Source organism: Eubacterium ramulus, assembly GCF_045002895.1.
GTDB lineage: Bacteria > Bacillota > Clostridia > Lachnospirales > Lachnospiraceae > Eubacterium_I > Eubacterium_I ramulus.
In genome coordinates, this window is record NZ_CP173382.1 from 138,020 (window position 1) to 151,125 (window position 13,106).

Below are 13,106 nucleotides of genomic sequence, written 5' to 3' on the forward strand. Positions count from 1 at the left end.
TTGTAAATCATGTTAGAATAAAAAGAAAATTAGAATTCGTCGAAGGAAAAGAGAAATCTATGAGTGCAGAGATATGGTCTGGAATATATCCAAATATGAAAAACAAGGATACAGTGAATTTGGGAAAAGGGAATAAGGCAATGGATGCATGGAACATGCATTTATCTGAGATACGACATTGCCCGGAAAATTTGTCCTCAGAGTTTCTGTGGCAGGTCTTATGCGAACTGGAACAGACATATTTTTGTACGGTAAAGGGAATACCGTTTACCTATATTATAAAAGGGCATGAGATGTTTGTGAATCGCAAAGAAAAGTCGATCACGCAGGCGACAATCCTGCTATCCGCCAGACGCGTCCTGGAGAAACAGGCAGAGGGTGTGGTGGTCAGCGGACCAAAGAAAATCGGAACGTTTGGGGCAAGTTATCTCTATCCGGTTTTCTGTCAGATTGGATTGATTACAGAGAAGATGAATGAAAGCGAGGTAATGTAATATTATGAATAAAATAGATGCACAGTCATGGAAGGCTGATATGCCGGATTTTAGGGAAAAAACAAAAGCGTTTTACAATGGTGAGATGAGCAAAGGAGATTACAAGGGCTATTCCGGACGATATGGAAGCTATGCTCAGAAAGATGGGAAAGCAAGTATGCTGCGTCTGCGTATGCCGGCTGGTCGTGTGACGAAGGAAAAACTGGCATTTATCGCAGAAGCAATTCGCAAGTACAATGTGAAAAAAGCACATTTTACTACTTGCGAGACAATCCAGCTTCATGATCTGCAGCAGGAGGAACTGTGCCGGATTATGGAAGATGCACTGGATGTTGGAATTGTGACTATGGGTGGCGGTGGAGATTTTCCACGAAATGTGATGTGTTCTCCGTTGTCCGGTGTGGAAGCGGATGAGTATTTTGATGTGCGTCCATGGGCAGAAGCAGCTGGAGAATATTTGATGTCATTTATTAATGCAGAAAAAATGCCGCGTAAATTAAAGGTATGTTTTTCTAATTCTCCGAAAAATATTCCACATGCAACGTACCGTGATCTTGGTTTTGTGGCAACAAAAGAAGGGAAGTTTGATGTGTACAGTGCCGGTGGTCTTGGCAATCATGCGAGATTTGGTGTAAAGGTAGCAGAAGCAGTGGAACCGGAAATGATCTTGTATTACATCAAGGCAATGTGGCTGACTTTCCGGGCATATGGAAATTATGAGAATCGTGGAAAAGCAAGAACCCGTTATATGCAGGAAATCTGTGGGGGTGCAGAAAATTATGTGAAAGCATATCAGAAAAAACTGGAGGAGGTGCTGGCTTCCGGAGAAGATCTGAAAATTTGTGTGAAAACTGAACCTGTGATGAAAAAAGGCGATGGTGTCCGAATTTCCGGCGCGCGTATTTTACCACAGAAGCAAAGCGAGGCTCTGTATACGGTTATCTGGCATCCGATCGGTGGTCAGCCGAACGTAGAAGAACTGTGTGCGCTCTCTGATGTGATTCGGAATATGGAGGATGTGGAGATCCGTCTTGCGCCGGATGAAACAGCATATATTATCAATCTGACCGGAACTGAAGTTGAAAAAGTGCTGGAAGCAACACCGGACAGTGCAGAGACTGTTTTTGAGACAAGTGTCAGCTGTATTGGTGCGTCCATCTGTCAGGTGGGTCTGCGTGATTCCCAGGCATTACTGCATGCGTGCGTGCAAGCTGTTCGTAAAGCAGAGATTCCGAATGGTGCGCTGCCGCAGATACACATTTCCGGCTGTCCGTCTTCCTGTGGTACACATCAGACCGGTGTGATCGGTTTTCGGGGAGCAGTGAAGCGTGTGGATGATCAGATGAAAAATGCGTTTGTGCTGTTCGCCAATGGTGAGGAACGTCAGGGCGAGGAACGGATGGGTCGTGAGATCGGAACTATGGAAGAAGCGGTGATACCACAGTTTTTGGTAGAACTGGGACAGACGGTGGCTGCTTCCGGCATGGATTATAAAAAATGGGCTGAGAAGAATCCGCAAGGGATTGATGCAGTTGCTGCAAACTATTTGTAAGATATGACCAAAACCTGAACTTGTATTCAGGTGATTTGCTATAAGTCTATAAGAGACCGGAAGGGGAAGAATCAGAAGAACAGCAGGGGGACGAAGGAGGAGTAAGTGTTGGAACGTCGGGATAAAATTAATTATTATCTGGATCTGGCAGAGATTGTCGGACAGAGAGGAACCTGTCTGCGTCGACATTATGGCGCAGTTATTGTGAAAAATGATGAAGTAATTTCTACTGGTTATGTAGGTGCACCAAGAGGCAGAAAGAATTGTTCTGATCTGGGCATCTGTATCCGGCAGAAAATGAATGTACCAAGAGGTGAACGCTATGAACTTTGCCGCAGTGTGCATGCAGAGGCGAATGCCATCATCAGTGCTTCCAGAGGAAAAATGATCGGAAGTACGTTATATCTGGTTGGAAAAGAAGTGGATACGGGGGAATATGTCAAAAATTCCAACAGTTGTTCCATGTGCAAGCGTATGATCATTAATGCCGGTATTGACCGGGTGTATATCCGGGATTCTAAGGATGAATACCGGATGATTCATGTGCAGCAGTGGATTGATGATGATGAATCTCTGGCAGGAACCTTTGGATATTGATCAGAAACAGACAGAAGTAAAATAAGAACAGACAAAAAGAAAAACAAGGCAGGTAAACGAAAGAAATGATACAGGATATCGCACCATTGCATTTATACAATGAGTGGCATAATGTACAGCCGGAAAAGGATGACTGGGTGATCTGTATGCAGGAACGGAAAATATTGGTGCGTGGCGTACAGAATGCCATTTGTTTTCCACGATATGCGGAAATAAAATCGCAGGTACAGAACGGAGATCGTTTTGTATATCTGTTTGCTGTTGGGGAGGAGCGTTTTTTCCTCTATCAGCAGCATCAGTACAAAGACCGGGAAGAATTGAATCTGATGCATCTTTGTCGGTCTGTTGAAAATCAGAGAAAAAATTCTGTAGCGGAGCAGACATTGCTTTCGGAAGAAGAAATTGTATTTCATTATGAAACTACGCGATACCTGCGCGGGGCGGCTCCGCAGCATATGTGCTATGCAGGACTTGTAGGTGCCCAGCTGGCAGGATGGTATGCGGCACATCGGTTTTGTGGTGGCTGCGGAACCCGGATGATCCCGGATGGGCGGGAACGGATGATGCGTTGTCCGGCCTGTGGTCAGATGGAATATCCAAAGATCTGCCCCTGTGTGATCGTGGGTGTAATGCATGAGGGAAAGATTCTGGTGAGCTGGTATAAGAACGGTTTTCGAGATCATTATGCGTTGATCGCAGGTTTTGCAGAAATCGGTGAAACCATTGAGGAAACTGTTGCCCGGGAAGTATATGAAGAGACGCATCTGCATGTGAAAAATCTGAGATACTACAAAAGTCAGCCGTGGCCTTATTCCGAGAGTCTGCTGTTTGGATTTTTCTGCGAGCTGGATGGAGCGGATGATATTATTATTCAGGAAGATGAGCTGGCCATGGCGAAATGGGTGACACCGGAAGAAATTTTTGAAATCCCGGATAATTTTGCATTGACGAATGAGATGATATGCAAATTTAAGCAGGATATGATTGAGTATGGACATCTCTGCCTGTGAGGAGAGAGGGCAGGAAAGTCTTCTATCGCACACTTACACGAAGAAAATTATCCAAAGCACAGCTTTCTTGCACGCACCGAACACGATTGCGAAGCAACCATTTCTTCTCGTGCGAATGTCCGCTTTACAAAATAAGCGATAAAAGGTAAGCAATAGAATAACAGGAGTATAGAAAGCAATATGATAAAACAGGAGAATGTGGCAATTGTAACACTGAAAAAAGGAGAAGGGCGCACGATTAAAGCAGGCGGAGCCTGGGTTTTTAATAATGAGATCGAAACGATCACAGGACGTTTTCATAATGGTGATCTTGTGATCGTACATGATTTTGATGGTTATCCGATGGGAAAAGGGTATATCAACCAGAATTCCAAAATTCGTGTGCGCCTTCTGACGAGGCATGTAAATCAGGAAATTGATGAGTCATTTTTTCAGATGCGTCTGCAGAATGCATGGAATTATCGAAAGGATACGGTGGATACTTCTTCCTGCCGTCTGGTATTTGGTGAAGCAGATTTTTTGCCGGGAATTGTTATTGACAAATACGAAGATGTGCTTGTCATGGAATGTCTGACTCTTGGGATGGAGCGTTATAAAGAACAGTTGGCTAATCTGATGAAGCAGATTTTGCAGAAAGATGGCATTCAGATTCGAGGTGTTTATGAGCGTAGTGATGCGAAGGAACGGGAAAAAGAAGGTCTGAGCAGGGTAAAAGGTTTCATTGGAGCAGAATTTGATACAAACGTGGAAATTACGGAAAATGGCGTTCGTTATATGGTGGATGTAGTGAATGGCCAGAAAACCGGATTTTTCCTGGATCAGAAATACAATCGTCTGGCGATTCAGAAATTGTGTAAGGGCAAACGTGTGTTGGACTGCTTTACTCATATGGGAACTTTTGCATTGAATGCCGGAATAGCGGGAGCCAGTGAAGTGACCGGTTTGGATATTTCTGAATTTGCGGTGGAACAGGCGACAGAAAATGCAAAACGTAACAGTCTGAGTGATACGGTAACATTCCGTGCGGCAAATGTACTGGATGAACTTCCGAAACTGGCTGCAGCCGGAGAAAAATATGATGTGGTTATTCTGGATCCGCCGGCATTTACAAAATCTCGTCAGGCAACAAAAAATGCGATCAAGGGCTACCGTGAGATTAACATGAAAGGGCTGAAGCTTGTGAAGGACGGCGGTTATCTGGCAACCTGTTCCTGTTCTCATTTTATGACACAGGAATTATTGGCAAAGACCATCCGTGAGGCGGCGCGCGCTACGCATAAGAGACTGCGTCAGGTGGAATTTCGGACACAGGCGGCAGATCATCCGATTCTGTGGGCAGCAGAGGAATCTTATTATCTGAAATTCTTCATTTTTCAGGTTGTGGATGAAAAATAGTAGAGAAAAAAGTCTGCAAAGCCTTGTATTTACTGGGGTTGAGGCACTTTTAGACACTGATATATAGAGTGACAAAAATGGTGTAAATTATCGCAAAATGGTGTAGTTTGATATCAAAATGGTGTAGTAAATGGTGTAGTGGAGACACTGATTTTATGCAGAAAAAGATAGTGCTTAGTTCAGATATTTTGTTATTTCAATAAAAAAATCCGCTGGTTTAGCGGATTTTTTTTATACCTTCATTAGTTAAAAGTAATCTGTTTTTGTTTTTATCCAGAGTTCAAAGCTATATGTTATTGAGATATCATGATTTTAAAAGAAGAGTTCTTAACTATGTGGCCAATAAATTATGAAAAATGAGATACAGAGAGGATGGAAAAATGTGTAAGGTTATTGCGATTACGAACCAAAAAGGCGGATGTGCGAAAACAAATGTAACGGTTAATCTTGGAATTGGATTAGCCAGAGAAGGCAAAAAGGTTGCACTCATTGACAATGATGCACAGGGATCATTAACTGCAAGCCTTGCATAATAGATTTACCTATAATTAAAAACAACAAGATGGAAAGGCTCAGAAAAAGTTATTCTGAGCCTTCTGACATAGAAGTATAAAAGAGCAGGGATTTTTATACCCCATCTATTGATATACACTGTAACCATCAAAGAAGATTAAAACATAAAATTCAAAGAAATGGAGGAACTGGCAATGAAAGGATTTAACACTGGTGATGGTTACATGGGATTGGTAAATGGTAAATATATCTTGTTTGCCAGCGAATCCGATTACTATGAATACATGAACGATTAAAGGAGGAGCTGCGATGAAAGGAATATTCGAAAGTATGTTTGATCTGAACCATAATGGAAATATCAGTCCACTGGAAAGTGCAATGGAATTTACCTTCCTAAATGAACTGTTGAAAGACGACTCTGAAGTACAGGCGGAGTTGGAATTATCAGGACTGGATCCGGACGAGTTGGAGTTTATGGATGCAGATGAACGAAGAGAAGCACTGGAAGATGCCGGACTTGATCCGGATGAATATGATTTCTAAGGAAGGAGCATTTACAATGGCAAAAGTATTTATCACACTGACAGGAGCAAATCATTATGATGACAAAGGACATAAAACCGGTCACAGCAATCCTGGAATATTAGGAGGCTGGAACCATTACGATGCCTGATACTTAAGAAGATAAAGGCGTCAACATGTACAATCTTTACACAAGTTTTGTGTGAAAAGATGCACCATATGTCTCCCGCCTATGGTATACTTGAGTTATCATTTGGTGAAAGGAGACCGGAAAAGTGCCGAAGGGAAGTAATCAGAAGTTCAAGTTATACCGGCTTGCTCAGATTATGCAGGAACAAACCGATGATGAGCATTATATCACTATGCCAGAAATCATGGACGGCTTGGCAAAATATGACGTAACAGCAGACCGGAAAAGTGTATATAACGATCTGAGAGATTTGAGTGTTCTTGGAATAGATGTAGAAGGTGAACCTGTCGGGAATCGATACCATTATCATGTTGTAAATCGCGCGTTTGAACTTCCGGAATTAAAACTTTTGGTAGATGCTATCCAGTCTTCAAAATTTATTACAGAGAAAAAATCAAATGCACTGATTAAAAAGCTGGAAACATTGGTCAGTAAATATGATGCACAGAAATTGCAGCGGCAGGTGTTTGTTTCTGGAAGAATTAAAACAATGAATGAGAGCATCTATTACACTGTGGATGCGATTCATAAAGCAATTTCGGAAAATAAGAAGATTAAATTCCAGTATTATCAGTGGAATGTGAAGAAGGAAATGGAACTTCGCCATAATGGGGTATGGTATCACATCAGTCCGTGGGGATTGTCTTGGGATGATGAAAACTATTATCTGGTAGGTTATGATTCAGATGCAGAGCAGATTAAACATTACCGGGTAGATAAGATGCTGCATATCAAATTATCAAATGAAAGCCGAGACGGAAAAGAGCACTTTAAAAAACTGGATATGGCTGATTATGCGAAGAAAAGTTTTGGAATGTTTGGTGGAAAAGAACAGACTGTAAAGCTGCTGGTAAAAAACAGTCTGGCAGGTGTTATCATTGATCGGTTCGGAAAGAATGTGATGTTGATTCCGACAGATGATGAACATTTCACAGTGAATGTAGATGTGCATGTCAGCAGGCAGTTCCTTGGTTGGGTGTTTTCACTGGGTGAGGATATAAAGATTGTTGGACCGGATGAAGTGGTAGATGAGATGAAAAAGGAAATTAATCGAATAATTAATCAATACAAGTATGACTCATAATGCGAATAAAGCAATGAAAAGCTATAGAACAATAGGAAGCTGTGGAAATAAAAGTGGTATTAGGATTTAAGAAAGCTAGTTCATCAAATAGAAAAAATGAAATACAAAAAGAAATTAAAGGCATTGAAAGAGGAATGAGTAAAATGGTAGATTACGCTCCAGGTATGAGAACCATCATTCGAGATGAAGAATGGATAGTAAAAAAATAGAAACAAATAGTCTTGGAAATAAAGTATATTGATGTGACAGTCTGCTATATTCAACAACTAATAGACCGAAGAAAAGGAAAACATTGATTGTATAAAAAACTGAATTAAGAGTTGCAAAAGTGCTTCCCAAATCTGGGAAGCGGTTTGGAGGATTAGGTGATAGCAATATATGTTAAGAATATTTTTGACATTTTTGAGGATGCATGGTAATATAATTATACAAAAAGAGTGCTACCGATAGACGGTTAGTCCAATATATGAATTGTCAAAAATTGCCGCTTCAGTTTACTAGGCTTGGGCGGCTATTTTTGCGTCTTATTATTATCCTTACCGAATGTGTATCCGATACTAAAGCAGGTTAAGCCAAAGCTCACTACTGCAATGAAATCTATAATACTCACTGGCTTAGCCCTCCTTTCCATTGGATTCCCTTTCGGGTTTCTATGTAATCAGAGGGTCGCAGTCCCTCTGTTGAAGGACTAACCGCCTACCGTTATGGCAGCACTCATGTTGTGATTATATCAGTTGTGGTATGGGGATGCAATAAGAAAATGAGTAGAATAGTTTGATTACAACAGAACAGTGTTTAAATACAAATGCAGAGGTATATATTAATCGCAATATACATCTCTGCATTGTTTTTTATTTTGCAAGAAAATTACTCTGTATTTCCATAGGCATATGATAAGCCTGTCCCCGCTTGGTCAGACTGTATAATTTAAAGCTCATGAGTTCCGGGGTGGAATTCAGAGTGCTGCATAAACTGAAATAATCCAGATCTTCATTGTGTGCCATGAGTTTATTAAACTGATTGAAAATACCAATATGACGAAAGTTTACAAAATGCCGGTTTTGCAGGCAATCTATAATGATAGCGATATTCGGATGGAAGTGACAAATGAAGAAATCGTGGATTGCTGGAAAGCATTTTTTGATGCTAATGAAAACTGGAGAGATTTTGATTCTGACATGACATATGAAAAATATAGGAATATCACAGACAAAGCACATTTAAAGAAAATTATACAGATGCCGGTGAATTTTCTGATTAAATCCGGAGATGGATTTTTCTGTAAAAAGGAAGGTTATGCGATTGCATTGAATGATGATTTAAAGGATGTGGTTAAGAAAGAAGCTTTTGCAGAGCAGATGAGGGATGTTGTGGAGTACCGTGTGCTAGATTATTATCAGAGGAGATATGATAGAAAGAAAAGTGGGTGACAATATATCAAGTTAGTTTTCGTAGTATTCTTTCAATAACATATTCTCCTTGGTTGGTGATATATAAAAAGGGTATGGCGCTAACCATACCCTACTCTGGTAAACCAGAGAGACCTCGTCGGTCAAATTATCTTTTCATTAGTGGCCTCGTCGACCCAAAAACACTTGTTTATAAGTGTGAAAGAGCAATTTATATTTACTTTCATTTATATTATACTCATTTTTTTGAAAAAATCTACTAGTAAATTGTAAAAAGAAAATAAATTAAGTATGTAATTTGAGAGATAAAATATTTACACATAAAAGTCAACAGAAAGAATGTGCAAATTAGGTGAAAGCTGTTGTGGAATATTGTTTATAGGATTATTATCAGAGAAGATATGCCAATATACTAAAAAACGTATTTTGAATTGTTACGTAAAAGGAGGATTTTGTAATGCAAACAATCACCCATCAGCAGGCTTTCGACCTGTTAAAAAAATACAACAAGGATTCTTTTCACATCCAGCATGCCCTGACCGTGGAAGCTGTAATGAAATGGTACGCCAACGAACTTGGCAACGGAGAAGATGCAGAGTACTGGGGCATCGTAGGATTGCTGCATGACATTGATTTTGAACTGTATCCGGCGGAGCACTGCCTGAAAGCTCCGGAATTATTAAGGGAAGCAGGCGTTGGTGAGGATGTCATTCATGCAGTATGTTCTCATGGCTATGGAATTACGGTGGAATGTGGTGCAACGATCGATGTGGAGCCAGAGCATGAAATGGAAAAAGTACTTTTTGCGGCAGATGAGCTTACCGGTCTGATCTGGGCAGCAGCATTAATGCGTCCGTCCAAAAGTACAAAAGATATGGAACTGAAATCACTCAAGAAAAAATACAAAGCAAAAGGATTTGCAGTTGGATGTTCCCGAGAAGTAATCGCCCGCGGAGCGGAGCAGCTTGGCTGGGAACTGGACAAACTGTTGGAAATGACAATCCATGCAATGGCAGCTTCGGAAGATGAGATTCGGGCTGAGATGACAGCGGAAGGTTTGGATTAATTCAAGAGCGCAGAATATAGCCTATATAATGATAAGAATTTAATTCTGTGAAAAGATTGATTGTATAGAAGCTATAGACAAAACTATGTAGTGATTCTGTAGAGAATGAAAGTCACAGATAAGAAATATGGACTAAAGGAGGAAGACATAATAGTATGACGAAAAAAACTGAAATTAAAAAAGTCCGCTGCAATATCTGTTCCGCAGGATGTCCCATCGATGCCTACGTGCAGGACGGAAAACTGCTTTCTGTGGAAGGCAGCCGAGACTGGCCGGGACAGCAGGGCGGTTTGTGCTCCAAGGGAGCTGCATCCAGGCAGTATGTATACAATAAAGACCGGATTTTATATCCGATGAAACGCGTGGGCGAAAGAGGCAGCGGCGAGTTTGAACGTATTTCCTGGGAGGAAGCGTACGCGATGATTGCAAACAATTTACTGCGCATCCGGGAAAAATATGGGTCGCAATCGACGGTATTTTATGCGGGATATCCGAAGTGGTACCGTCCGGCGCTGCTGCGTCTGGCAAATGCATATGGTTCTCCGAATTACTGTACGGAGTCCAGCACCTGTTTTCAGTCGGCTGCCATGGCCTGGCGGTCAATTTATGGAAATAATATCTGTTTTCCGGATATGATGCATGCGAAAACGGTTCTGGTATGGAGTAACAACCTGTATTATTCTAATATTTCCATGGCGCCGATGTATCAGTCACTGAAGGAGCGCGGTGTCAATATTATTTCCGTGGATCCACGGGAGACGGTGACCAGTCAGGCGGCTGATCTGCACCTAAAACTGATTCCTGGTACGGACGGAGCGCTGGCATTGTCCATGGGACAGGTGATCATTGAAGAGAATCTGTATGACCATGAATTTGTAGAAAAATATGTATATGGATTTGAGGAATATCGCGCGTATGTGCAGCAGTTTAAACCGGAAAAGGCGGCGGAGATTACGGGTTTGGATGCGGATCTGATTCGCCAGGCGGCACGAATTTACGCGAAAAACAGCCCTGCGGCGGTGATGTTTTCCGCGTCACCGGTGGTGCATCATATCAATGGAATGCAAAATTATCGTGCGGTGATGTGTCTGATCGCATTGACCGGAAATTATGATATTCCGGGTGGAAATCCATCCCGACCGGGACCGGCTTCTCCGTGTAATGAGTACATGGGAAATGTGAAACGGTTGAATGCGATAGAAGCAATTGGAGAAAAAGAGTTTCCGGCCTGGTTTGATCTGCCTTGCGAGGAAGCGCAGTGCAGCCGACTGGCGGATAACATTCTGGAAGCACAGCCGTATCCGATCAAAGCAGTGGTTGGTTTTGGATTAAACTGCCGGATGTGGCCGGAGCCGGAGCACCTGCAAAAAGCACTTGGAACGCTTGATTTTTATGTGAATACGGATCTGTTTTTGTCAGATTCCAGTAAGATGGCAGATCTGGTGCTGCCTGCGGCCTCCACCTTTGAGCGGGATGTGGTTGTAAATGGCCGTGGCGGTATGTTTTTCCTGTCGGAGCAGGCAATTCCGCCGCTGGGAGACGCAAAAAATGATGTGGAGATCATGATTGGAATGCTGAATGCGATGCATCTGACGGATGAGGCACTTGGTCAGGGCTATGAGCACTACATGGATTATATTTTGCAGCCATCCGGTCTGACGATTCAGGAACTGCGGGAGCATCCGGAAGGAGTAAAGGGAAAAGTGATTATTCCGCCGGAATTTAAAACCTATGAAAAGAATGGGTTTGCTACGCCGTCCGGAAAAGTGGAGTTTGTATCGCAGGTGCTGGAACGTTACCGTGATAGTCATGGATACAGTGGACTGCCGGAGTATCGGGATTATCGGCAAATGTCTGGTGTGGATCAGATAGAATATCCATACATTTTAAATACCGGTTCGAGAAAGCCGCAGTTTTTCCATTCCAGAACGTATCGTATGCCATGGTTGGCAAATCTGGAGCAGGCGCCGCTGGTGGAACTGCATCCAGAAGATGCTGCTGCATTAGGCGTTGAGGAAGGCGAACAGGTGAAAGTGACTTCACCGGCTGGAAGCATGTGTGGAACGGCGGTATTATGCAGCAATGGACGCCCGGGTGTGATACATATTTATCATGGCAATCCAAAGGGGGAAGCAAATGACCTGATCTCAAAGGATTATCTGGATCCGATTTCCGGATTTCCGGGATACAAAAGCTATTTTTGCAAGGTAGAAAAGGTGGTGGCTGGGGCATGAGTATTAAGATAAAATTTAATGCGGAAAAGTGTGTGGGGTGTTATGCCTGCCATATAGCCTGTCTGGATGCACATCATGAGGTAGATGAGGCGGATGCGAAAAGCTTCCGTGCCATTCGAAAAGTTCAGAAAGAAGGATTCGAGAAAAATATCTGTCCGGGCTGTACCCATTGCGGAAAATGTATGGAAGTCTGTCCGGTACATGCCATTTACCGTGATGAAAAGACCGGACTGATTCTGACAGACAAAGAACTCTGCGTTGGCTGTCATGTCTGCGAGAATGCCTGTCCATTGCAGATGATTCGGTTTGATGTGCAGGGAAAAATGGAAAAGTGCGACGGCTGTATAGAGCGTCTGCGAGAAGGCAGAGAACCAGCCTGTGTGCGGACCTGTTTTGCGGGGGCGCTGACGGTGGAACAGATTTAGGGCTTCGGGAACAAAGCTGAAACGAACTCCAACGAAAGAATCATTGTAAAATTTTCAGGTTCTTGTTGGAGTTCGTTTCAACTTGTTCCAAGCCACCCTAACAAGAATTTCTTTTATTACAATCACATTTATCCCGGCCCCGTGAATAGAGGCACTGATATTCAATTCAGTATCAGCCTGTTCGATACTGACCTGTGTCTGGGGCAGGGTATTCAGCAGCTGAAGCCAGTGCTCCGGCAGCGGACATAGGTCAGGAAACTGCAGATGTGCCATATGTATAAAGACAGAGTTCTGATTGGAAAATGCATATTTGGCGATCATATAATGACCGGCGGAAACCGGCAGGGTAAAATCTACGTTCAATTCATCCATGAAAGCATTGATGGTTTCATTGGTCTTATACACATCTGCGCTGCGGGTGTACAGATGTTCAATTTCATCATTATAATTCATAACAACAATGGTATAAACCGTGGATGACGTGCGGTCATCTTTGACAACAAAATAGTTTTTTTCACGGTAAAGCAGATCACCGCTGATATTTTTCAACAGCTGATACGTATAAAAAGCCGGTTTTGGAATGCCGGAGGAAGTCATGCTACTATATGCCAGTAT

General features: G+C 42.4%; 14 protein-coding genes and 1 pseudogene. 13 read left to right on the plus strand and 2 right to left on the minus strand.

The features are described from left to right. Positions 1–59: 59 nt before the first annotated feature. From ACIRUQ_RS00785 to ACIRUQ_RS00825, 9 genes and pseudogenes are all read left to right on the plus strand, one after another. A complete protein-coding gene (locus tag ACIRUQ_RS00785) occupies positions 60–494 on the plus strand; it encodes a hypothetical protein (RefSeq protein ID WP_055290413.1) in 435 nt (144 codons plus the stop codon). Positions 495–498: 4 nt separating this feature from the next. After that, on the plus strand, positions 499–2,046 hold the full coding sequence (locus ACIRUQ_RS00790) for a nitrite/sulfite reductase (protein WP_055290412.1): 1,548 nt from the start codon (positions 499–501) through the stop codon (positions 2,044–2,046). A gap of 108 nt (positions 2,047–2,154) precedes the next feature. Next, on the plus strand, positions 2,155–2,643 hold the full coding sequence (locus ACIRUQ_RS00795; protein WP_055290411.1) for a deaminase: 489 nt from the start codon (positions 2,155–2,157) through the stop codon (positions 2,641–2,643). A gap of 65 nt (positions 2,644–2,708) precedes the next feature. Then, positions 2,709–3,653, plus strand: coding sequence for an NAD(+) diphosphatase (gene nudC / locus ACIRUQ_RS00800; protein ID WP_055290410.1), 945 nt, complete (start codon positions 2,709–2,711; stop codon positions 3,651–3,653). Between the two features lie 180 nt (positions 3,654–3,833). Further along, a complete protein-coding gene (locus ACIRUQ_RS00805; protein ID WP_021740450.1) occupies positions 3,834–5,048 on the plus strand; it encodes a class I SAM-dependent rRNA methyltransferase in 1,215 nt (404 codons plus the stop codon). 380 nt (positions 5,049–5,428) lie between these two features. Continuing rightward, positions 5,429–5,575 (plus strand): annotated as a pseudogene (locus ACIRUQ_RS00810) (ParA family protein); the annotation flags it as partial. Positions 5,576–5,870: 295 nt separating this feature from the next. Further along, positions 5,871–6,104 carry a hypothetical protein gene (locus tag ACIRUQ_RS00815; RefSeq protein WP_055290409.1) on the plus strand — a complete coding sequence of 78 codons (234 nt, stop codon included), beginning with the start codon at positions 5,871–5,873 and terminating at the stop codon, positions 6,102–6,104. Between the two features lie 254 nt (positions 6,105–6,358). Continuing rightward, positions 6,359–7,357 (plus strand): YafY family protein, encoded by a 999-nt coding sequence (locus ACIRUQ_RS00820; protein ID WP_055290408.1) that lies wholly within the window; start codon positions 6,359–6,361, stop codon positions 7,355–7,357. A gap of 41 nt (positions 7,358–7,398) precedes the next feature. Beyond that, positions 7,399–7,566, plus strand: coding sequence for a hypothetical protein (locus ACIRUQ_RS00825; protein ID WP_154315108.1), 168 nt, complete (start codon positions 7,399–7,401; stop codon positions 7,564–7,566). A 642-nt stretch (positions 7,567–8,208) separates the two neighbouring features. Here ACIRUQ_RS00825 and ACIRUQ_RS00830 read toward each other — a convergent pair. Further along, positions 8,209–8,361, minus strand: a complete 153-nt coding sequence (locus tag ACIRUQ_RS00830; RefSeq protein ID WP_021737541.1) for a hypothetical protein — start codon at positions 8,359–8,361, stop codon at positions 8,209–8,211. Between the two features lie 30 nt (positions 8,362–8,391). Here ACIRUQ_RS00830 and ACIRUQ_RS00835 point away from each other — a divergent pair, with 30 nt between their 5' ends. The 4 genes from ACIRUQ_RS00835 (at position 8,392) to ACIRUQ_RS00850 (ending at position 12,491) form a co-directional block, all read left to right on the plus strand. Next, positions 8,392–8,787, plus strand: coding sequence for a hypothetical protein (locus ACIRUQ_RS00835; protein ID WP_156330978.1), 396 nt, complete (start codon positions 8,392–8,394; stop codon positions 8,785–8,787). Between the two features lie 436 nt (positions 8,788–9,223). Further along, on the plus strand, positions 9,224–9,832 hold the full coding sequence (locus tag ACIRUQ_RS00840; RefSeq protein WP_055290406.1) for an HD domain-containing protein: 609 nt from the start codon (positions 9,224–9,226) through the stop codon (positions 9,830–9,832). 155 nt (positions 9,833–9,987) lie between these two features. Continuing rightward, positions 9,988–12,066 (plus strand): molybdopterin-dependent oxidoreductase, encoded by a 2,079-nt coding sequence (locus ACIRUQ_RS00845; RefSeq protein WP_022035737.1) that lies wholly within the window; start codon positions 9,988–9,990, stop codon positions 12,064–12,066. Beyond that, entirely contained in the window at positions 12,063–12,491 is a 429-nt protein-coding gene (locus tag ACIRUQ_RS00850) for a 4Fe-4S dicluster domain-containing protein (protein ID WP_021737536.1), read from the plus strand. The genes ACIRUQ_RS00845 and ACIRUQ_RS00850 overlap by 4 nt, the downstream gene beginning before the upstream one ends. Positions 12,492–12,545: 54 nt before the next feature. Here ACIRUQ_RS00850 and ACIRUQ_RS00855 read toward each other — a convergent pair whose 3' ends face one another. Next, positions 12,546–13,088 (minus strand): hypothetical protein, encoded by a 543-nt coding sequence (locus ACIRUQ_RS00855; protein WP_055290405.1) that lies wholly within the window; start codon positions 13,086–13,088, stop codon positions 12,546–12,548. Positions 13,089–13,106 lie beyond the last annotated feature (18 nt).